At 59.2% G+C, this 17,749-nt stretch carries 16 protein-coding genes and 2 tRNA genes; 4 read left to right on the forward strand and 14 right to left on the reverse strand.

Annotated elements, in window-relative coordinates; genetic code table 11:
- Window position 1: 1 nt before the first annotated feature.
- The 11 genes from BSG20_RS28310 to BSG20_RS28360 form a co-directional block, all read right to left on the reverse strand.
- On the reverse strand, window positions 2–781 hold the full coding sequence (locus BSG20_RS28310; protein WP_072380720.1) for a 3-ketoacyl-ACP reductase: 780 nt from the start codon (window positions 779–781) through the stop codon (window positions 2–4).
- Complete coding sequence (locus BSG20_RS28315) at window positions 778–2,283, reverse strand: FAD-dependent oxidoreductase (protein WP_072380722.1); 1,506 nt, start codon at window positions 2,281–2,283, stop codon at window positions 778–780. The genes BSG20_RS28310 and BSG20_RS28315 overlap by 4 nt, the downstream gene beginning before the upstream one ends.
- Window positions 2,284–2,303: 20 nt before the next feature.
- The gene (locus BSG20_RS28320) at window positions 2,304–3,419 is read right to left on the reverse strand and encodes an ABC transporter ATP-binding protein (RefSeq protein ID WP_072380724.1); all 1,116 of its coding nucleotides are present in this window, start codon (window positions 3,417–3,419) and stop codon (window positions 2,304–2,306) included.
- A 4-nt stretch (window positions 3,420–3,423) separates the two neighbouring features.
- The gene (locus tag BSG20_RS28325) at window positions 3,424–4,368 is read right to left on the reverse strand and encodes a carbohydrate ABC transporter permease (RefSeq protein WP_072380725.1); all 945 of its coding nucleotides are present in this window, start codon (window positions 4,366–4,368) and stop codon (window positions 3,424–3,426) included.
- Entirely contained in the window at window positions 4,365–5,318 is a 954-nt protein-coding gene (locus BSG20_RS28330; RefSeq protein ID WP_024314050.1) for a carbohydrate ABC transporter permease, read from the reverse strand. The genes BSG20_RS28325 and BSG20_RS28330 overlap by 4 nt, the downstream gene beginning before the upstream one ends.
- 80 nt (window positions 5,319–5,398) lie before the next feature.
- Window positions 5,399–6,661 (reverse strand): ABC transporter substrate-binding protein, encoded by a 1,263-nt coding sequence (locus BSG20_RS28335; protein ID WP_024314049.1) that lies wholly within the window; start codon window positions 6,659–6,661, stop codon window positions 5,399–5,401.
- An 87-nt stretch (window positions 6,662–6,748) separates the two neighbouring features.
- Window positions 6,749–8,275: an aldehyde dehydrogenase family protein gene (locus BSG20_RS28340; protein ID WP_177309903.1), complete on the reverse strand. Its 1,527-nt coding sequence runs from the start codon at window positions 8,273–8,275 to the stop codon at window positions 6,749–6,751.
- On the reverse strand, window positions 8,269–9,048 hold the full coding sequence (locus BSG20_RS28345; RefSeq protein ID WP_072380729.1) for an enoyl-CoA hydratase/isomerase family protein: 780 nt from the start codon (window positions 9,046–9,048) through the stop codon (window positions 8,269–8,271). Before BSG20_RS28345 ends, BSG20_RS28340 begins: the two co-directional genes overlap by 7 nt.
- Window positions 9,041–10,651, reverse strand: coding sequence for an acyl CoA:acetate/3-ketoacid CoA transferase (locus tag BSG20_RS28350; RefSeq protein ID WP_072380731.1), 1,611 nt, complete (start codon window positions 10,649–10,651; stop codon window positions 9,041–9,043). Before BSG20_RS28350 ends, BSG20_RS28345 begins: the two co-directional genes overlap by 8 nt.
- A gap of 9 nt (window positions 10,652–10,660) precedes the next feature.
- A complete protein-coding gene (locus BSG20_RS28355) occupies window positions 10,661–11,665 on the reverse strand; it encodes a Gfo/Idh/MocA family protein (RefSeq protein WP_072380733.1) in 1,005 nt (334 codons plus the stop codon).
- Window positions 11,662–12,708, reverse strand: coding sequence for a LacI family DNA-binding transcriptional regulator (locus tag BSG20_RS28360; protein ID WP_072380735.1), 1,047 nt, complete (start codon window positions 12,706–12,708; stop codon window positions 11,662–11,664). Before BSG20_RS28360 ends, BSG20_RS28355 begins: the two co-directional genes overlap by 4 nt.
- A 268-nt stretch (window positions 12,709–12,976) precedes the next feature.
- On the opposite strand from BSG20_RS28360, the gene BSG20_RS28365 reads away from it, so the two are divergent.
- The gene (locus BSG20_RS28365; RefSeq protein WP_072380737.1) at window positions 12,977–14,143 is read left to right on the forward strand and encodes a dihydrodipicolinate synthase family protein; all 1,167 of its coding nucleotides are present in this window, start codon (window positions 12,977–12,979) and stop codon (window positions 14,141–14,143) included.
- A 731-nt stretch (window positions 14,144–14,874) separates the two neighbouring features.
- On the opposite strand, the gene BSG20_RS28370 is transcribed toward BSG20_RS28365, so the two are convergent.
- Window positions 14,875–15,060 (reverse strand): hypothetical protein, encoded by a 186-nt coding sequence (locus tag BSG20_RS28370; protein ID WP_072380745.1) that lies wholly within the window; start codon window positions 15,058–15,060, stop codon window positions 14,875–14,877.
- A gap of 390 nt (window positions 15,061–15,450) precedes the next feature.
- On the opposite strand from BSG20_RS28370, the gene BSG20_RS28375 reads away from it, so the two are divergent.
- A complete protein-coding gene (locus BSG20_RS28375; RefSeq protein ID WP_072380747.1) occupies window positions 15,451–15,669 on the forward strand; it encodes a DUF982 domain-containing protein in 219 nt (72 codons plus the stop codon).
- A gap of 653 nt (window positions 15,670–16,322) precedes the next feature.
- Here the strand turns inward: BSG20_RS28375 and BSG20_RS28385 are convergent.
- Together BSG20_RS28385 and BSG20_RS28390 are read right to left on the reverse strand one after the other, a co-directional pair.
- Window positions 16,323–16,399, reverse strand: a tRNA-Arg gene (locus BSG20_RS28385).
- Window positions 16,400–16,449: 50 nt separating this feature from the next.
- On the reverse strand, window positions 16,450–16,755 hold the full coding sequence (locus BSG20_RS28390; RefSeq protein ID WP_024314039.1) for an ETC complex I subunit: 306 nt from the start codon (window positions 16,753–16,755) through the stop codon (window positions 16,450–16,452).
- 332 nt (window positions 16,756–17,087) lie between these two features.
- Here BSG20_RS28390 and BSG20_RS28395 point away from each other — a divergent pair.
- Together BSG20_RS28395 and BSG20_RS28405 are read left to right on the forward strand one after the other, a co-directional pair.
- Window positions 17,088–17,164: transfer RNA gene (locus tag BSG20_RS28395), tRNA-Pro, on the forward strand.
- Between the two features lie 388 nt (window positions 17,165–17,552).
- The coding region (locus tag BSG20_RS28405) for a transposase (RefSeq protein WP_143147541.1) at window positions 17,553–17,749 on the forward strand (197 nt) is incomplete at its 3' end.

A 17,749-nucleotide genomic window follows, 5' to 3' on the forward strand; every position in this document is an offset into this window, starting at 1 on the left:
GTTACAAGCGAGGAATGGACAGGCCGCCATCGGCGTCGATCACCGTTCCGGTGGCAAAACCGAAATCACCGGAAGCAAGCGCTGCGCAGATTTTCCCAAGGTCTTCCGCTTCGCCCCATCGTCTCATCGGCACCAAGCCGTTTTCGATGAGGGCGTCATATTTTGATGTCACGCCTACGGTCATGTCGGTTCGGATAATGCCGGGCCGCACTTCAAAAACCGCGATTCCGGAATCCGCCAGCCGCAGCGCAAGCCCCTGCGAAAAGGCGGCAAGACCGGCCTTGCTGATGCAGTAATCCAGTCGCTCCGGCGAACTTGCCTCGGCGGAGACCGATGTGATGTTGATGATCGATCTTGGATGGAGAGCCGCGCCGGTGACAAGCATGGCCTTCACGACGGCCTGCGTGAAGAACACCGTGCCCTTGAGGTTCGTCGCCATGACGGTGTCGAAATTGTCGGGAAGCAGCCCCAGGAAATCTCCCCGGACCACCGCCGCCATGCCGGCATTGTTGACGAGGCAATCAATGCGACCGAAGTTCGAGAGAACGGCGCGCACGGTCTCGTCATGCCTCGAAACATCGGAAACATCAGCCTGCAGATAGACTGCATCCACCCCAAAGGACCGAAGTTCGTCAACGGCGTCCTGGCTACCTTCCTGAGCACCCACGCCAGTGATCGCGATGTCGTAACCGGCTTTCGCCAGCGCGGTCGCGATGCCGAGACCGATGCCGCGACGTCCGCCGGTCACTATGCCGACTGGCCTTTCAACGTGGTCTGTCATACGTGCAGGTCCTTCAATGCGATGTGGTCGGCGACCCGCAGCGCCTGACTGGCGACCGTCAGAGCTGGATTCACCGCCGCCGAGGTCGGCAGGAAGCTGGCATCCACCACGAAAAGGTTCGCGTGGTCGTAGGAGCGGCAGTATGGGTCGAGAGGAGCACTTGCCGGATCGTTTCCGATGCGAACGGTGCCGCATTGGTGAGATGGCGTGCGCTTGTCGAAGGGCCTAGCGAGGACGATCGGGAATCCGATCGACTTGAGGATTGTTTTCAGCTTCGCCACCAGTGCGAGATGCGCATTCCAATTCGTCCGCTGCCACTGAAGAACGATGCGGTCCCCATCCACCCTCACGCGGCTTTCGGGGTTGGGCACGTCCTCGCTCATGGCATAGAAGTCGATCGCGTGAGCGGTGAGGTTCTGCAGCAGCCATTCCGGCGCCCAGGGCAGCGATCCCTTCAGCACCTTCGCCGAGATCCGACCCAGCAACTGAACATTCCCGAGTGGCGGACCGCCGTTTCCATCGGACAGATAGAAATCGTTGAAGCCGAACGTCTTTTGATAGATCGAGGTGTTTCGATAGGTTGGCGATACTGCAATCACCGCCGAAGAGTTGTGGTTCATGAAATTGCGCCCGACCTGATCGGAAGAATTCGCCAGTCCAGTTGGATGGCGCGTGTCCCCCGAACGCAGCAACAGAACAGCGGATTGAACGGCACCTGCCGACAGAATGACAAGCTTTGGAGTGACAACAATGTCCTCACCATTCTTGCGGTAGAAGACACGCTCGATCGTGCCGCCCAGGCCGGCCTCCAGCTTCGTGGCCTTGGCGTTCGTTTCGAGACGGACATTCGGATATTCCAAGGCCTTAAGGAGAGCAGCAGTTTCCGCATCCATCTTCCCATCGCGAGAATTCGGGTGCGCGTCCCAAGGCGTCTTGGCCTTCGAAAGCCATGCCTCAACGTTCACGCCCAATGGCAGCGAGAACGGGTGCAGACCTTTCGCTTTCAGCCGAGCTCTGACATCGGCGATCGGCGGCTCGTCGGGAACAGCGGGGTATTCGTAGTTGCCGGAGTGGGTTGGTTCAGTGGGGTCTTCGTTCAGGCTTCCCCGGACCTGATACATCTGTTCCGCCCGGTCGTACCAGGGTTCTAGGGCCTCATAGGGAAACGGCCATGCGGGCGAGATCCCTTCCGCGTGGCGGATCTCCTCGAAATCCTCCCTGCGATAGCGCGACAGCACCGCGCCATAAAATTTCGAGTTGCCGCCGACATTGTAGTAGTTGCCCGGGTTAAAGCCGGTCCCGTCTGCCTCATACCAGGTTTCCTTCGGCCGAAAATGCCCGCGTTGGAAAATGGCCCGTTGGTCACGGTTTTCGGGGCGATCGGCAATGAAGTCGCCAGCCTCGAGGATGAGGATCTCGGCGCCGGTCGCCGCCAGTCCGGCGGCAACGGTGGAACCGCCCACGCCCGACCCTATGATGACGATATCAGGAGTGCTGCTCATTTCGAAAATCCAGTGCTAGACTAAGCGATGCGCATCTGGCTTTGCGGATCGAAGAACACCGCCTTGTCGAGATTGAATGCCAGGCGAGCGCTCTGTCCCGGCTGAATCCGGGCGTCTGCGCGCAGACGTGCCACGACTTCCTTCCCGCCGAGCTTCGTCACGGCGAATGTATCCGATCCCGCAGGCTCCACGACCTCGATCAGGCAATCGCTCTCTGCCAGGGCCTTGGCGTTGCGGTCTGCACCGTCAGGATCGGTCAGCGCCTCCGGCCGGATGCCGAAGACGATCTCTCGGCCTGTATGCGCTTCAAGGGCGCCGTTGCCCGATGTCACGGGAAGTCGGATTGGCTCCCCATGCGGACGCGCTAGCGATACGGTCAGTCCCGCAGCGCCCTTCTCTATCGTACCCGAGAGAAGATTCATGGCTGGCGATCCCATGAAATCGGCGACGAACATGTTGGCGGGGTTGTTGTAGATTTCCGCAGGCGTTCCGAACTGCTGAACCTCTCCGTCCCGCATGACGGCGATCTTGGTGGCGAGCGTCATCGCCTCGATCTGGTCGTGGGTCACGTAGACGATCGTCGTGCCGGTTGCTTGATGAAGCCGCTTGATCTCGATGCGCATGTCGACGCGCAGCTTGGCGTCGAGGTTTGAGAGCGGCTCGTCGAACAGGAACAGTTTGGGATCGCGCACAAGTGCACGGCCCATGGCAACACGCTGCCGCTGACCACCCGACAGCTGACTCGGCTTGCGATCGAGCAGATGACCGATCTGCAGCACCTTGGCGACCTTGTCGATCGCCTTGTTGCGCTCCTCAAGCGGCACGCCGCGCATCTCCATGCCAAAGGATATATTTCCGGCGACTGTCATGTTCGGATAAAGCGCATAGCTTTGGAACACCATCGCGATATCACGCTTCGACGGATGCAGGTCGGCGATGCTCCGACCATCGACGCGAATATCGCCCGCGGTGATCGACTCAAGGCCGGCAATCGTGTTCAGCAATGTCGACTTGCCGCAACCGGAGGGGCCGACCAGCACGAGGAAGCCGCCCTTCTCCAGCTCAAGGTCGATGCCCTTGAGGATTTCCAATGCACCGAAGCGCTTCTTGAGACCTGAAATTTCGAGGAAAGCCATTGGATTATCCTTTGACAGCGCCCGCCATCAGACCACGCACGAAGTAGCGGCCGGCGAGAATGTAAACGAGGAGTGTGGGCAGGGCCGCGATCATCGCCGCCGCCATGTTGACGTTGTATTCAACGACACCGGTGGAGGTGTTCACGACGTTGTTGAGCGCCACGGTCATCGGCATGGAATCACCGGTTCCCGCATAGGCTGACGCGAACAGGAAGTCGTTCCAGATGTTGGTGAACTGATAGATCACGGTGACGACGATGATCGGCAGCGAATTGGGAAGCATGATGCGGCGGAAAATCTGGAAGAAGCTCGCACCGTCCACCTGCGCCGCCTTCACCAACTCGGTCGGGAAGGCCTCGTAGTAGTTGCGGAAGAAGAGCGTCGTGAAGCCGAGACCGTAGATGACGTGAACCGTGACGAGATTGACGGTCGGATTGCCGAAGCCCAGCGATACCCCAATCTCGTTGCGCAACATGGCTCCGAACCGGCCGAGGCTGCCAAGAATGGTCGCCATGGGCAGGAGGACTGACTGGAACGGAATGAAGCAGGCAAACAGCATCAAGCCGAAAACCAGCGTGTGCCCCGGAAAGCGCCACTTCGTCAGCACGTAGCCGTTCAGCGCACCCATGATCGTGGAGATCGCCACGGCGGGAACGACCATCTTGATCGAGTTCCAGAAGTAACCCTTGATCCCGGCGCAGGTCAGACCGACGCAGGCCTCGCCCCAGGCCTTGAACCAGGGATCGATGGTCGGCGACTTCGGCAAGGCCAGCATATTGCCATTCTGGATCTCGTCCATGGTCTTGAACGAGGTGACGAGCATGACGAACAGCGGCATCAGGTAGACGATCGCGAATATCACCAGCAGGCCGTAGATGAAGATCCGGCTGAACATTCTTGAGCGTGCCGCATTGGCCGCGTCGGAAAGGGTGGAGGAAACGGCGCTCATCGCGATTTCTCCCGAAGTTCGGAATAGAGATACGGAACGATGATTGCCGAGATCGTCATCAGCATGATCACCGCGCTGGCCGAACCGACCGCCATCTCATTTCGCTTGAAGGTGTATTCGTACATGAAGTTGGACGGCAGCCAGGCCGAGCCGCCAGGTCCGCCCGATGTCAGCGCCACGACGAGGTCGTAAGACTTGATCGCCATGTGCGCGAGCACGATGAACGCCGACAGAAAGATCGGCCGCAGCAGCGGAATAATGATGCGTCGATAGAGCTGCACCGTCGTTGCGCCGTCGATCTGTGCCGCCTTCATGATCTCGCTGTCAATGCCGCGAAGGCCTGCGAGAAACATCGCCATCACAAAGCCGGAAGCTTGCCAAACGCCGGCGATCACCACGGTATAGATCACGAAATCCTTGTTCTTGATCCAGTCGAAATGGAAGCTCGTCCAGCCGAACTGATGCAGTGTCTGCTCAAGGCCAAGCCCCGGATCGAGGAACCATTTCCAGGCAACGCCCGTGACGATGAAGGAAAGCGCCATCGGGTAAAGGAAGATGGGTCGCAGCAGGCCTTCCCCGCGGATCTTCTGATCCAGCAAGATCGCCAGAAACAGGCCGAGGGCGAGGCAGATACCGATGTAGAGAAAACCGAAAATGCCCATGTTGGTGATCGAGGTGTACCAACTGGACGGCGGATCGCTTTCAAACGTCCAGCGCCACAGCCGTTGATAGGCGCGTGGCCCCGTCAGGGCATAGGACGGAAAGGTCTTGGAATTGGTGAAGGACAGATAGACCGTCCAGATGATGAAGCCGTACACGAAGACAAGCGTGATGACGAAACTCGGCGCGAGCACGATCTTCGGCAGCGCGTCCTGCAGGCGCGCGCGGATTGAAATGGGCGTTCCCCGATGTGGTGCGAGAACAGATTTATCTGTAGCGATGGTGCTCATGGGTTCATCCCCTCCGACGATGTCGTCCATTACGAAATCTTCCCCGCCACAAAGGCGGGGAAGACCGTAGGAGGCCGTGATTACTTGGCGTCTTCAATTGCCTTGACGAGCTCTTCGACCGCCTGATCGGAGGTCTTGATCTGGCCATGCACGAACTTGGAGACGACGTCCTTGTAAGCATTGGCGACGGCTGGAGGAGCGCCATAGCCCTGTGCCAGCGAGCCGAACAGCGTGCCACCTTCGTTGGCAGCCTTCAGGTCGGCGATCCCCTTCTTGCCGCAAGCGTCGAAGTCGGTATCCGGAACGTCGGTACGAGCCGGAACCGAGCCCTTGACGACGTTGAACGCAGACTGGAAGCTCTTGGAAAGAGTTGCCGTTGCAAGCGCGACCTGGGCCGCCTTGCGATCGTCCGGCACATTGAACATGCCGAACATGTCGGAGTTGTAGATGACGCTGCCGTCAGTGCCCGGGAAGCGGTAGCACAGGAAATCCGTATTCGGCGTCTTCTTGGCCGCTACGAATTCGCCCTTTGCCCAATCGCCCATAACCTGAACGAGGGCATCGCCCTTGATGACCATGGCCGTTGCAAGGTTCCAATCACGTCCGGAGAAGTTCGGATCGACGTATGTAACGATCTTCTGGAGGTTGTCGAACGACTTCTTCATCGTGTCCGACTTGAGCGACTCCTCGTCGAGATCGTTCATGGCCTTCTTGTAGAACTCGGGGCCGCCTGTCGACAGAACGATCGAGTCGAACATCGTTGCTTCCTGCCAGTTCTGGCCGCCGAGCGCGAGCGGGGTGACACCTGCCGCCTTGGCCTTGTCGAGCAGCGCGATCAGATCGTCGAAGGTCTTCGGCTCGGTGCCGCCGATCTTCTCCATGACAGCCTTGTTGATCCACAGCCAGTTGACGGAGTGAACGTTGACCGGAGCAGCAACCCACTTGCCGTCATAAACGGAGAACTTCTGCAGCGCTGCCGGAACGGATTTGTCCCAGCCTTCCTTCTTTGCCGTCTCGGTCAGGTCGCCCATGACGCCTGCCTGCGCGTAGTCGAGGACGGTGTAACCGAGCATCTGGGATGCCGTCGGATAGGTGCCCGCTGCGACCATGGCCTTCAGCGCGGTCATTGCGGCATCACCACCACCGCCGGCAACCGGCACGTCCTTCCAGGCAAACCCTTCCTTGGAAAGGTCCTCCTTGAGGACGTTGAGAGCCGCAGCTTCGCCGCCCGACGTCCACCAATGCAGCATCTGGACTTCTTTCACGTCGGCAGCGCGCGCCAAGCCGCCCGCCGCGCCCATTGCCAATGCGACCGCTGCGGTCGCCGTAAGAAACCTGCGCATGTTAAACCTCCCAGTTTAAAGTGTGGAACGGAACCCATTCCCGCTCCAATTACCCGCCCTCCTCGAGCGTGGTCTCCCTCAAGCCAGCTACGCCAGCTTTTCCCTCTGCGGCATCCACCAGTTGGTCCGGCTGCCAATATGCATGTTGAACGTCTTCGTCTCGGTATAGTCCTCCACCGCACGGCGGCCGAGTTCGCGGCCGAGGCCAGACTGCTTGTAGCCACCGAACGGGAGCTCGGAAGCCCCGTCCATGAAGGTGTTCATCCAGACCGTACCGGCGCGCACCCTGCGCCCGACGGTCAGGCAGGTATCGAAGTCTCGGCTCCAGACGCCCGCCGAAAGGCCGTAGTCGATCGCGTTTGCGATCTCGATCGCTTCCGCAGTGGTTTCGAACGTGAGGACGGACAAGACAGGACCGAAGACCTCCTCGCGCGCAACCGCCATGCTAGGCGTAACAGCTTCGAGGATGGTTGGTGCCATGTATTGCCCCATGCCCAAGTCGAGTTTATCACCGCCATGCGCGACCTGTGCACCGCTGCTTGTCGCGCCAGCCACGTAACCAGCAATCTTCTCCAGATGCTGCGGTGTGATGATAGCACCAACCTGCGTTGTTGGATCAAGTGGATCGCCGACCTTGACGTCCTTGGCGAGTTCCACCACGCGCCTGACGACGTTAGACGCGATGTTCTTGTGGAGGATCAAGCGCGAGCCTGCATTGCAGCATTCGCCGGCATTGAAATAGGCGCCGAAGACGGCCGCATCGATGAACGCATCGAGATCCGCATCCGGGAACACGATCTGTGGGTTCTTGCCACCCAGTTCCAGCGAGACCTTTTTGAGCGTCTGCGCGGCATTCGTCATGGTGAGTTTGCCGACACCGGTCGAACCGGTGAATGAAATCATGTCGACCGCAGGATGGGACGTCATGATTGCGCCGACCTCGGGTCCCGTACCGGTGACAATGTTGACGACGCCGTCCGGAACGCCCGCCTCCTGCAGGATTTCACCCAACACGAGCGTCGACCCTGAGGTCAGTTCCGATGGCTTGACGGCCGTGGTGCAACCCGCCGCCAATGCAAAGGGAAGCTTCTGACCGACGATCAGGAAGGGGAAGTTCCAGGGTGTAATGATCGATACCACGCCGATCGCTTCACGCAGGACGACACCCAGCGTACCGTCTCCAAGGGTGTTGTAACTTTCACCGTGCAGATCGCGGGCAAGTGCTGCGGCATATCGCCAGATGTCAACCGAGCCGGCGATCTCACCCCGCACCTGGGAAATCGGCTTGCCGGCTTCGATCGCGTCCAGAAACGCGAGTTCTTCCGCACGGGCCGTAATCAGGCCAGCTGCCTTGAGCAGAACGGCGGATCGCTCGGAAGCGGTCATCCGCGGCCACGGTCCATGATCGAAAGCCTTGCGAGCAGCGAGGATCGCCCGCTCGGCATCTGCCTTGCTGCCAGCCGGAAATCGGCTCACCACGACACCATGGCTCGGCGCAATGCGCTCGATCGGTTGGGAGGACCCGGCTTCCCACTTGCCGTCGACCAGCATCTTGAAGTCGCGGGCCCTGTGGTCGCCAAGCGCCTTCGGATTCACCAAAACCGTCATTACCATTCTCCCTTGAACTTTGCCGGGCGCTTCTCGCTGAAGGAAGCAATGCCCTCCTTGAGATCGGCGGTCTTCGCAACGAGGATCGAACCCAACGCTTCGACGGCGGTGCCGTTGTCCTCGCCGTTTGCTGAAGCGATCATCAGCTTCACGATCTCGAGCGCGGCAGGCCCCCTTGCCGAGACCCTCTGCGCATAATCCTTCGCGGCATCGACCGCGTTTCCGCTCGATGTGACCGCATCCACGATGCCGAGCACATGGGCCTCCTCCGCAGTGAAAATTTCGCCACCCAGCGCCATGCGACGAACGACCTGCGCTCCGAAGCGCTTGACCAGGCGTTGCGTTCCAGACCAGCCGGGAACCATGCCTAGACCGGTCTCGGGAAGTCCGATCTTGACGTGCTCTTCAGCAATGCGAATGTCAGCGACGCCAGCGAGCTCCAGCCCACCGCCGAGGGCATGCCCATTGAGGGCGGCGATCAGCGGTATCCTGAGGGTCGCAAGTCTTTCAAAAACGCGATGTCCGTAGCGCACCCAGGCATGACCGAATTCCTGCGGCTGCATGCCGCCCCAGGCCTTGATGTCGCCGCCGGCAGAAAAGCCCTTGCCCTCGCCCGTCAGGATTGCCGCGCGCACGTCGGCGTTTGCCTCGACTTTGTCGGCTGCATCTGAAAGCGCCCTAAGCATGTCCAGATCAAGCGCATTGAGCTTCTCTGGACGCGATACCGTCATGATCGCGACGTGATCCTCGACTTGGATTCTTACGGTGCCGCTAGCCATTGAAGGCACCCTCCAGAACGCGGGCGCTCTTCTTCGGCAGAGACAGGCCTATGTTTGCTTCGCCAAAGAGCTGTGCATCCATAACCTTGAGGTCCTTCGCTACGATCAGCGGAAACTCGGATTGAGCGAGGATGTGGCTCAGGTCGATCCCCGGTGCGATCTCCGTGAGAACAACGCCTTCCGGCGTCAGCTTCATCACGCACCGCTCGGTGACATAAGTGATGTCCTGGCCCTGCTCGATCGCGCGCTTGCCGGAGAAGGTGACATGCTCGACCTCATTGACGAGCTTCTTCAACTTACCTTCCTTCTCGATGACCAGCTTGCCGTCGGCGATGCCAAGCTTCGCTCCCGCATTGAACATTCCTGAGAACACGATCTTCTTCGCCCGCGCGGTGATATCGACGAAGCCGCCGGCCCCCGCTGTCACATGGGGTCGGAATGAAAGCTTCGAGACGTTGACAGAACCGTCCTTGCCGATCTCGAGGAAAGACAGGAGCGAAGCATCGAAGCCGGCGCCCTGGAAGTAGGTGAACTGGTGCGGCGACGGCATATAGGCGTCGGCATTCGAAGCGCAGCCGAATGCGAAGTCCAGCAAAGGAACGCCTCCGACAGCCCCCTGCTCGATGACCCAGGTGACCGCGCCGTGCAGCCCCTCCTCAAGCAGGATGCGCGGCACGTTTGCGGAAATGCCGAAGCCCAGATTGACGCAACTCCCTGCCTGCAACTCTTGTGCAACGCGGCGCGCGATGACCTTCTGGATGTTGAATTCCGGAACGCGGAAGCTCTCCAGCGGACGGAGGATCTCGCCTGAGATGGCCGGATCATAGAGCGTCTGAGTGGTTTGCTTCTGATCCGGATCGACGATGACATAGTCGACCAACATGCCAGGTACGCGCACGTCGTGCGGCTTCAGCGAACCTTCCTTGGTAATGCGCTTGACCTGGGCGATGACGATGCCGCCATTGTTGCGGGCGGCGAGCGCCTGATCCAGACCACCGAGATAAGCGCCTTCGTGCTCATAAGTCAGATTGCCGCGCTCGTCCGCAGTTGTCGCTCGGATGATCGCGACCTGCGGCACGATCGATGGGAAGAACAGCCAGTCCTCTCCTTCGAAAGAGACACGCTTGACGACGGGCTCCTTGGCCCCGAGGTCATTCATCGCGCAACCCTGCCTTCTCGGGTCGACGAAAGTGTCGATACCGACTTTCGTCAGGACACCGGGTCGTTTCGCGGCAGCCTCCCGGTGAATGTCGAACATGATGCCCGAAGGAATATTGTAGGCTGCAATCTCGTTGTTCGTGATCATCTGCCAGATCAGCGGCGGCTCTGCGCTGGATGGACCCGACGGATAGGAGCCGCCGATGATACGCTTGATCAGGCCCTTCTTGGCGATGTAGTCGACCCCCTTGATACCACTCATGTCGCCCGCGGCGATCGGATGCAGGGTCGTGATCTCCCGCGGATGACCGGTGCTGTCGAAGCGCTCGCCAATCGCCTTCAGCATAAGGTCAGGGCAACCAAGGCCGCTGGACGACGACACCGACACCATGGCTCCGTCGGGGATCAGTGCGGCAGCTTCGGCCGGGGTGATATGCTTGCTCATTGGAGTTACTCAAAGTCCTGTTTGGATTTTCACGGCGGTCCCGCTCTTGGTGGCTTCGACGACCGCCAGACCTGTCGCCAGCGACCAGATGCCATCCTCCGCCGTCGCCGAAGGACGACCCTTTCCGGCGACAGAACCGTGAAAGGCTTGCAGTGCCGTCTCATAAAGGTTGCTCGCGTTGGTCGGCAGTTGCTGCTCGCCATCCGCATTTCTAAGCGTCACCGTTCCCTCAGGACGTTGCGTCATCACGTTGCGGCCGATGAGCGAACCTTCAGTGCCATGCACCTCGAACCCGGTCTCCGCATATTTGGTCGTGAAGGCATCGTGGAATTGAGCAAGGATCCCGTCCTGGAAACGCATGACACCCATCACGCCGTCTTCGACGCCTGGCTTGCCCATCCCGGCCGCCTGCGAAAACGCCATGACCTCGACCGGATCGCGGCCGAGCACAAAACGCAGCGTGTCGGTGTCATGAACGGTGATGTCGAGAATCACACCGGCTCCGGCCTCTGGCCGATCCAGCCGCCAGCCTTGCAGGTGAGCCGGGAGGTACACCGCATGAAAAACGCGAGCGGCCAACGGCTTGCCGATCTTGCCGGAGGCGATGGCGTCTCTCATGGCGATGTGAGTGGAGGCGTTGCGGAGATGGTGGTTGGTGGCGAGAACGACACCGGCGTTCTTCGCCGCCTTGGCCATGGCGTGCGCATCCTGCAGCGACATCGCCAACGGCTTCTCGCAAAGAATATGCTTGCCGGCGCGGGCCGCAGCGATCGCCTGGTCGCGATGAAGTTCGTTCGTCGTCGAAATGTAAACCGCATCGACATCCGGATCGTTCACAAGGACATCGACATCAGCGACATGCCTCGGGATCCCGTTCTCCTTCGCATAGGACCGGCCGCGCTCGACGCTCGTGCTCATGACGGACACGATATCGCCGCCAGTAGCGCGGATAGCAGCAATCACCCATTCACGAGCAATGGCACTTGCCCCAATCAGTCCCCAACGAACGGTCATGCCATCTTTCTCCCTGTCTTCTTCTGCACGGCTCCACAGCTCTCACGAACGACGAGCCGGACAGCGGTGGTCACGTTTTCGGGCTCCGCCTTGCCTGCGTTGATCTGCTTGAGGAGTAGCTGTGCTGCGCGTCTGCCCATGCTTTGCGGATCGACGGAGATCGTCGTGAGCGCAGGGACCGCCGTTTGTGCCTCGATCACGTCGTCGAAGCCGACGACAGCGAAGTCACGACCGGGTTCCATATGACGCGCGCGCAGGCCATCGCACACGCCGAAGGCGACGGCATCATTGAAGCAAACCGCCGCCGTTGGCCGGTTGCTCATTGCCATCGCCCGCCCGATCGCATCGGCTCCACCTGCTCTCGAGGGAGCCGATGAGACCACCAGCTCTTCATGAAAACCGAGACCGGCCGCGTTCATGCCATCCATATAACCCGCCCGACGCTCCTCGAAGACCGCCGTGTCGGGAAATCCGCCGAGAAATGCAATTCGTGCGTGGCCGAGGGACGCCAGGTGCTCAACTGCCGCTGAAGTGCCACCCTGATTGTCGGAAACAATCGACGAGACCTTCGCACCAGGCAGGCTGCGAACAACAACGACAACCGGAATATCGGCCGCAACAAGCGGCTTGAAATCGGCCGCCTCGGTGGCACGCGCCGGAGAGACGATGAGCCCCGAGATACCATGCTCCCTCATCGAGGCGATGACTTCCCGCTGCCTGTCAATGCTCTCGCTCGTGTTCGAAAGGAACTGCACGAAGCCGGCAGACTGCACCACCATATCGACGCCAACAGCAAGCTCGGCAAAGAAACTGTTGGTGAGGTCGTTCACCACGACGCCGACGATCTTCGACTTTGCACTCGTTTGGCGAAGGTTCGCGGCCCCGCGGTTATAGACATAACCAAGCTCACGCATCGCTGCATTCACCTTGGATCGCGTCCCTTCGTTCACCAGAGGGGATCCTTGCAGTACCAGCGAGACGGTCGACTTCGAGACGCCGGCAGCCTTCGCGATGTCAATGACCGTCACCCTCCCTTTCGACATGAATTCCTCCCCGCCCGCGCCAACCTGGGCAGTAAATAATTGGAACGTTCCAAACTTGTCAAGCACATTCTTTGAAAAACCTTCACCCCTGTAACGCGGCAAAATACACAGCCATCGCATTGTTTCTCATTGCTTCTCTTGCATTTTGCCGCCAGTTCGCGCCGAGGTTCCCGCTTCCCTGCCCCTAGTCTCCTAGATTTATAAAAAGGCTATTGCAATTTGGAACGATCCAAATTATTGCGTCATTCACCTATCGAGGAGGATCGCAATGAGCTTGTCTTTAAATCTGCCGAACACTGACGGTTCCGCCAGCGAATACCGGCTTCTCGGCACACCGATCGGGCGCCCTTCTACACCGCCAAAATTCAACCGGATCGCCTATGCGGCCGCCCATGTCGTATCGGAGCCTCGAAAGGACGTTGACCCTTGGGGCCGTCCGGCAATCGATTGGGACGCGACGATCGCCTTCCGCCGGCACCTGTGGAGCCTCGGCTTCAAGATCGCCGAAGCGATGGATACCTCCCAGCGTGGCATGGGCCTCGACTGGGCTGGCGCGCAGGAACTAATCCGGCGATCGCTGCAGGAGGCTCGCACGGTTCCCGGCGCTGACCTTGCATGTGGTGCTGGCACTGATCATCTGGCGGCAGCCGATGCGAGATCGATCGACGATGTCATCAAGGCGTACGAGACGCAGATCGAATTCGTGGAAAAGAATGGCGGCCGCACCATCATGATGGCCAGCCGCGCCCTCGCCCGCGTGGCGTCCTCCCCCGACGACTACGCCAAAGTCTATGGCAGAATTCTCTCGCAAGCCAAGGGCAAGGTCGTCCTGCACTGGTTGGGAGAAATGTTCGACCCGAACTTAGCCGGCTACTGGGGCAGCGCGCAGTTCGAACCGGCGCTCGACTGCGTCCTCAGAATCATCAACGAGAACAAGGACAAGGTCGAGGGGATCAAAATCTCGCTGCTCGACAATGCCAAGGAAGTGCAACTTCGCAATCGGCTTCCGGAAGGCGTGCTCTGCTTTACCGGTGACGATTTCAACTATGCGGAACTGATCGAGGGGGATGGAAAGCGCTATAGCCATGCGCTGCTTGGCATCTTCGACGCCGTCGCCCCTTCGGCATCAAAGGCGTTGGCATCGCTCGCTGCGGGTGACGCCGCTACCTTCCGATCAATCATCGAGCCGACCGTTCCGCTCTCCCGCAAGATCTTCGAAGCCCCGACGCAATATTATAAGGCCGGCGTCGTCTTCCTGGCGTGGTTGAATGGTCACCAGAGCCATTTCAGCCTTCCGGCAGGGCTGCAGTCGGCGCGTGGCGTCAATCACTATGCCGATATTTTCCGGCTCGCAGACAAAGCAAACGTCCTGGACAAACCCGACCTTGCCGTCGCACGCATGAGGCATTTCGCAGGCGTGTTTGGCATAGAATGAGCAGCAGCCTACGAGAGGCGCAAAAGGGGCTCGAACAAGGGAACCAGAGCGAACGTTCGGCGTTGAAGGCGCAGATCGCGTGGAGATTGTCTTTCTCCAGCGCGACCTTTCCGAGCATACCTTGCTCTCGCCTCACCAACACTGCAGGTTTTTTTGTTCGGCTGTTCTTTCTAGTAGCTACAAGGCCGGTCGTTATCGAATCCAAGTGCGCAGGCTGAGTTTAGGGGGCGATTTCGATCCTGTTGGCCGGTTGTCGAAGTACAGGCCGATGTGATCGCCGCAAGGCTGATCAACGCCCCCGCCACTACAAATCTGTGAAATCGGTTCATCTGACCTTCTCCTTCGTAGGATCAAGCATCATAACCCGCTCCGAAGCAACAGGCGACGACCGCCTGCCGATAAAGTTCGAAGGAACCTCGTAGCGTGCGGAAGCTCCAAGGTTCCCTCGTCTCGTTCGAACCGACGCCAGCCCTTTTGCCCTCGGTTCACAGCCACCAGGAGATTGTGGCAATCCCGAATATAGACGACCCAAGAGGACTGCACATTGGACCTTGGTCCCGCGACCTTTTGGGGCTTGGCTCACACTCCATTCAATACGAAAAGAACAACGACGAAAGCTGCGATATGAACACCGGATAAATCGATGGGTTGACGCGCGCGCAGCCCTCCCGGGTCAAGAGTACCCGGTCGGCGCTTAAGACGCTTCCGGCGGATGCTTTTAAGCCGAGGGCCTACTGAAGCTCAGACTTCCCTTCAGAAGCGATAACAGTCCCGTGTCGCAGTGCCTCCTCTTGAGCTGCCTGGATGGCCTGCTGGATAAAATACACGACGAGATCGTAATCCGGACTCTCCCGCGAGGCGATTTCCCAGGCAACGTTCAGAGTGAATATCAGCTGTGGGACAATCGTATCGGTCACGGCGGCGTACCCTGAAAGCACGGGAATCCTACGGGCCGTTCACGGCCACGGCAACGTCAACAATTGGTCGTACGGCACGAGAATGTCACCAGCGGCTTAGTAGCCTGTACTATAGCGCTCATCAGAATGCCTACCAGCGCTCGCGCGGCGAGTTCGACTTGCCAATGATACCCTCACCGGCCCGCAAACTCTTGGATGCCTCTTCCTTGATTTGAAGGCAGGCGTGAGTTCCATGTTCAAATCCCTTCAGTTTTTCAATGATTGAGCAGCGGCGTCACCGAAGGGTTCATGCTAGTCTTCCTCTTCCATTGCGGGCTCGCGATCCCCACTTTTGGAGAGGCGGAGCAACACCCGTCGATGACAGGACACCCTCACGATTGGAGCGCAGCCATGTTGGTACACCGATGGAAAAAGCCTCTCGTGCTGGGAGATAACCGCATCCGCATCGTTGTCGGTTCCCCGGAGGAGGCATTGACCTGGCTCATTCATGAGCCGAACCAGAGCACGGCCAAATGGCAACGAGCCTGGGAAGCTTGCCGAGCGGTCATTGAGGGTCGGATGAGGGCCGAAGACGCCAAACCGGCCGTTCAGTTCGCGGCTGCGCGCTAAGTCGTTCGTACTGGTGTTGTTTGGAGATTGGTTCAACGCTCACCTCGCGCGGCTTTCTCAGTCAGGTACGCAGCCGATCGATGCGCTTCACGTCAGAAGCAGCGCCGAAGGCCGCGAGCTTGTAATCGCGAAACTTCCGATCGCCGGCAGGATCGAACTTTGCCGCGGCGACATTCCGAACCCCGCCGGGCGCCTTGGCAGCGTTTGTATTGATGCGGCTTATCCTGATTCTTGGCCGTGCGGCGCGTGCGTTTGGATTCCTTCGAATCAGGCTTGCTGACGAATCGATCGATTCCGGCAGCCGCCGAAAGTATTCTGGTGAAGACGTCTGATTGCCCGGACCTACGGCCCCTCTGGAAGTCAAGAGAATTGGGAACAGCCTGACTTACCCCGAAGAGGAGCACTCGAGACCTTGCGCCTCACTCGCGAAGAAAATTCCAACTTCTCCTCGGACCCGACCGTCACAGCGACGGTCGCCGCCGCTCTTGCTAATTTTGAGAAGGAGGGAAGCGCCCTTTACGGCGAGCTAACCCAAGCCGCTTCCTTCAACCCGCTTCGCCAAAGGAGCGGGGTTTCTTTAGCCCTCGTTATCCCACGCGTTGCCCCGCCAGGAACACAAGGCCATTAGGGGTTGTGTAAGAGATTGAAATGATTGGCGACCCCTGCAGGAATCGAACCTGCGACAACCTGCTTAGAAGGCAGGTGCTCTATCCAGCTGAGCTAAGGGGCCGCGTGACCGGGAAACCTGTGCCCGGTCAAATCCGTGCTGACGAACGCGGATCAGTGCGTCCAGGGTTGCGTCCGCGTATAGCGGAAATTGTCAGGATAGGCCACGATCTGGCGCTGCGGATCTTTCGGGGCAATGACCCGGTACTCGATGCCGTTGCGCTTTGCGTAAGCCTCGGCGAGTTCCTGCGTTTCGAAGGTCAGCTTCAGCTGCTGGCGCATATCCGAAGACGACGTGTAGCCCATGATCGGATCGATGGTGCGCGGCGTCTCCTGATCGAACTCAAGAACCCAAATATTTGTCTTTGCCTTGCCGGACTGCATCGCGGTCTTTGCTGGACGATAGATCTTGGCAGACATTGCTGCAGCGCCTCCGAATTAGCGGCTTTCGCACTTGAAACTTCATTCGATCCCAGGGTCGGGGGCTCCTCATCCAAACCGTCGCACGAAGAGATGAATTTTGCTTAGCGGCGAATCCCTTTCTTTTCAAGAAAAAAGCCGCGGCGGCGGGAGCTGGATTTTCGGCCATTTCCGGCAGCCGTCTTCCGTCCGTGCCTTTCCACAATTCGCGCGGACGTCAAACATTCCTCACGCCGACCTGAACGAAAAGTGCGCTTACACCAAGCTGGGGGTTAGGTGATTTAGATATTGCGGACGCAAGGCGAACCGTGTATTGCCCTCCCTCGTCGGCACGGAGTGTAGCGCAGTCTGGTAGCGCATCTGGTTTGGGACCAGAGGGTCGGGAGTTCGAATCTCTCCACTCCGACCACCGCTTCCTCTTACGGGACAGGGCATTGAAGGTTTTTGCTGGATAACCTTCGAAAGTTCACCGCCACAAGAACGCCCCAGAAACATCTTCAGGCGCTACATTCAATGCGTGCTGCCGCCGATGTCTAGGGCCACGCCTCTCCAATCGCCACCCAAACAAAACGAGACAAAAGACGCTCTGCGCCATCCGTTGTTGTTGGCGTGGGCCGAGACAACCCTGTTGAATACCGACCTTCTCGGCCTGAGGCGCTCACTCGTTATCCATGCTGGCGGTGGTCTCGTCGTACTGCTCGTAACGACAATGCTGTCAGTGTGCAAACCGCACGGAATGGTACGCATACGCGGAAGGCCGCCTTGAGAGATGTCCGGAAACGTAGCTGACTGTGGGTATGGACATTTATACTGACAGTCAGCGTGATAACCGTCTTGAGATCGTCGACACTGGTCGGCGTCGGCGTTTCAGCAAAGAGGTAAAGCGACGGATCGTAGCGGAGAGCCTTTTGGAGCCGGGATTGTGCGCAACGACGGCGCGGCGACATGGGATTTCTCGTTCGCAGCTCTATGAATGGCGCAAGCTGGCGCGTGC

It is taken from the genome of Rhizobium tibeticum (genome assembly GCF_900110205.1).
Lineage (GTDB): Bacteria > Pseudomonadota > Alphaproteobacteria > Rhizobiales > Rhizobiaceae > Rhizobium > Rhizobium tibeticum.

What these genes read in the sequence shown, in the direction of transcription:
- BSG20_RS28310 (WP_072380720.1), bottom strand. Translation starts at nt 781, where the DNA reads ATGACAGACCACGTTGAAAGGCCAGTCGGCATAGTGACCGGCGGACGT.
- BSG20_RS28315 (WP_072380722.1), bottom strand. Translation starts at nt 2,283, where the DNA reads ATGAGCAGCACTCCTGATATCGTCATCATAGGGTCGGGCGTGGGCGGT.
- BSG20_RS28320 (WP_072380724.1), bottom strand. Translation starts at nt 3,419, where the DNA reads ATGGCTTTCCTCGAAATTTCAGGTCTCAAGAAGCGCTTCGGTGCATTG.
- BSG20_RS28325 (WP_072380725.1), bottom strand. Translation starts at nt 4,368, where the DNA reads ATGAGCGCCGTTTCCTCCACCCTTTCCGACGCGGCCAATGCGGCACGC.
- BSG20_RS28330 (WP_024314050.1), bottom strand. Translation starts at nt 5,318, where the DNA reads ATGAGCACCATCGCTACAGATAAATCTGTTCTCGCACCACATCGGGGA.
- BSG20_RS28335 (WP_024314049.1), bottom strand. Translation starts at nt 6,661, where the DNA reads ATGCGCAGGTTTCTTACGGCGACCGCAGCGGTCGCATTGGCAATGGGC.
- BSG20_RS28340 (WP_177309903.1), bottom strand. Translation starts at nt 8,275, where the DNA reads ATGGTAATGACGGTTTTGGTGAATCCGAAGGCGCTTGGCGACCACAGG.
- BSG20_RS28345 (WP_072380729.1), bottom strand. Translation starts at nt 9,048, where the DNA reads ATGGCTAGCGGCACCGTAAGAATCCAAGTCGAGGATCACGTCGCGATC.
- BSG20_RS28350 (WP_072380731.1), bottom strand. Translation starts at nt 10,651, where the DNA reads ATGAGCAAGCATATCACCCCGGCCGAAGCTGCCGCACTGATCCCCGAC.
- BSG20_RS28355 (WP_072380733.1), bottom strand. Translation starts at nt 11,665, where the DNA reads ATGACCGTTCGTTGGGGACTGATTGGGGCAAGTGCCATTGCTCGTGAA.
- BSG20_RS28360 (WP_072380735.1), bottom strand. Translation starts at nt 12,708, where the DNA reads ATGTCGAAAGGGAGGGTGACGGTCATTGACATCGCGAAGGCTGCCGGC.
- BSG20_RS28365 (WP_072380737.1), top strand. Translation starts at nt 12,977, where the DNA reads ATGAGCTTGTCTTTAAATCTGCCGAACACTGACGGTTCCGCCAGCGAA.
- BSG20_RS28375 (WP_072380747.1), top strand. Translation starts at nt 15,451, where the DNA reads ATGTTGGTACACCGATGGAAAAAGCCTCTCGTGCTGGGAGATAACCGC.
- BSG20_RS28390 (WP_024314039.1), bottom strand. Translation starts at nt 16,755, where the DNA reads ATGTCTGCCAAGATCTATCGTCCAGCAAAGACCGCGATGCAGTCCGGC.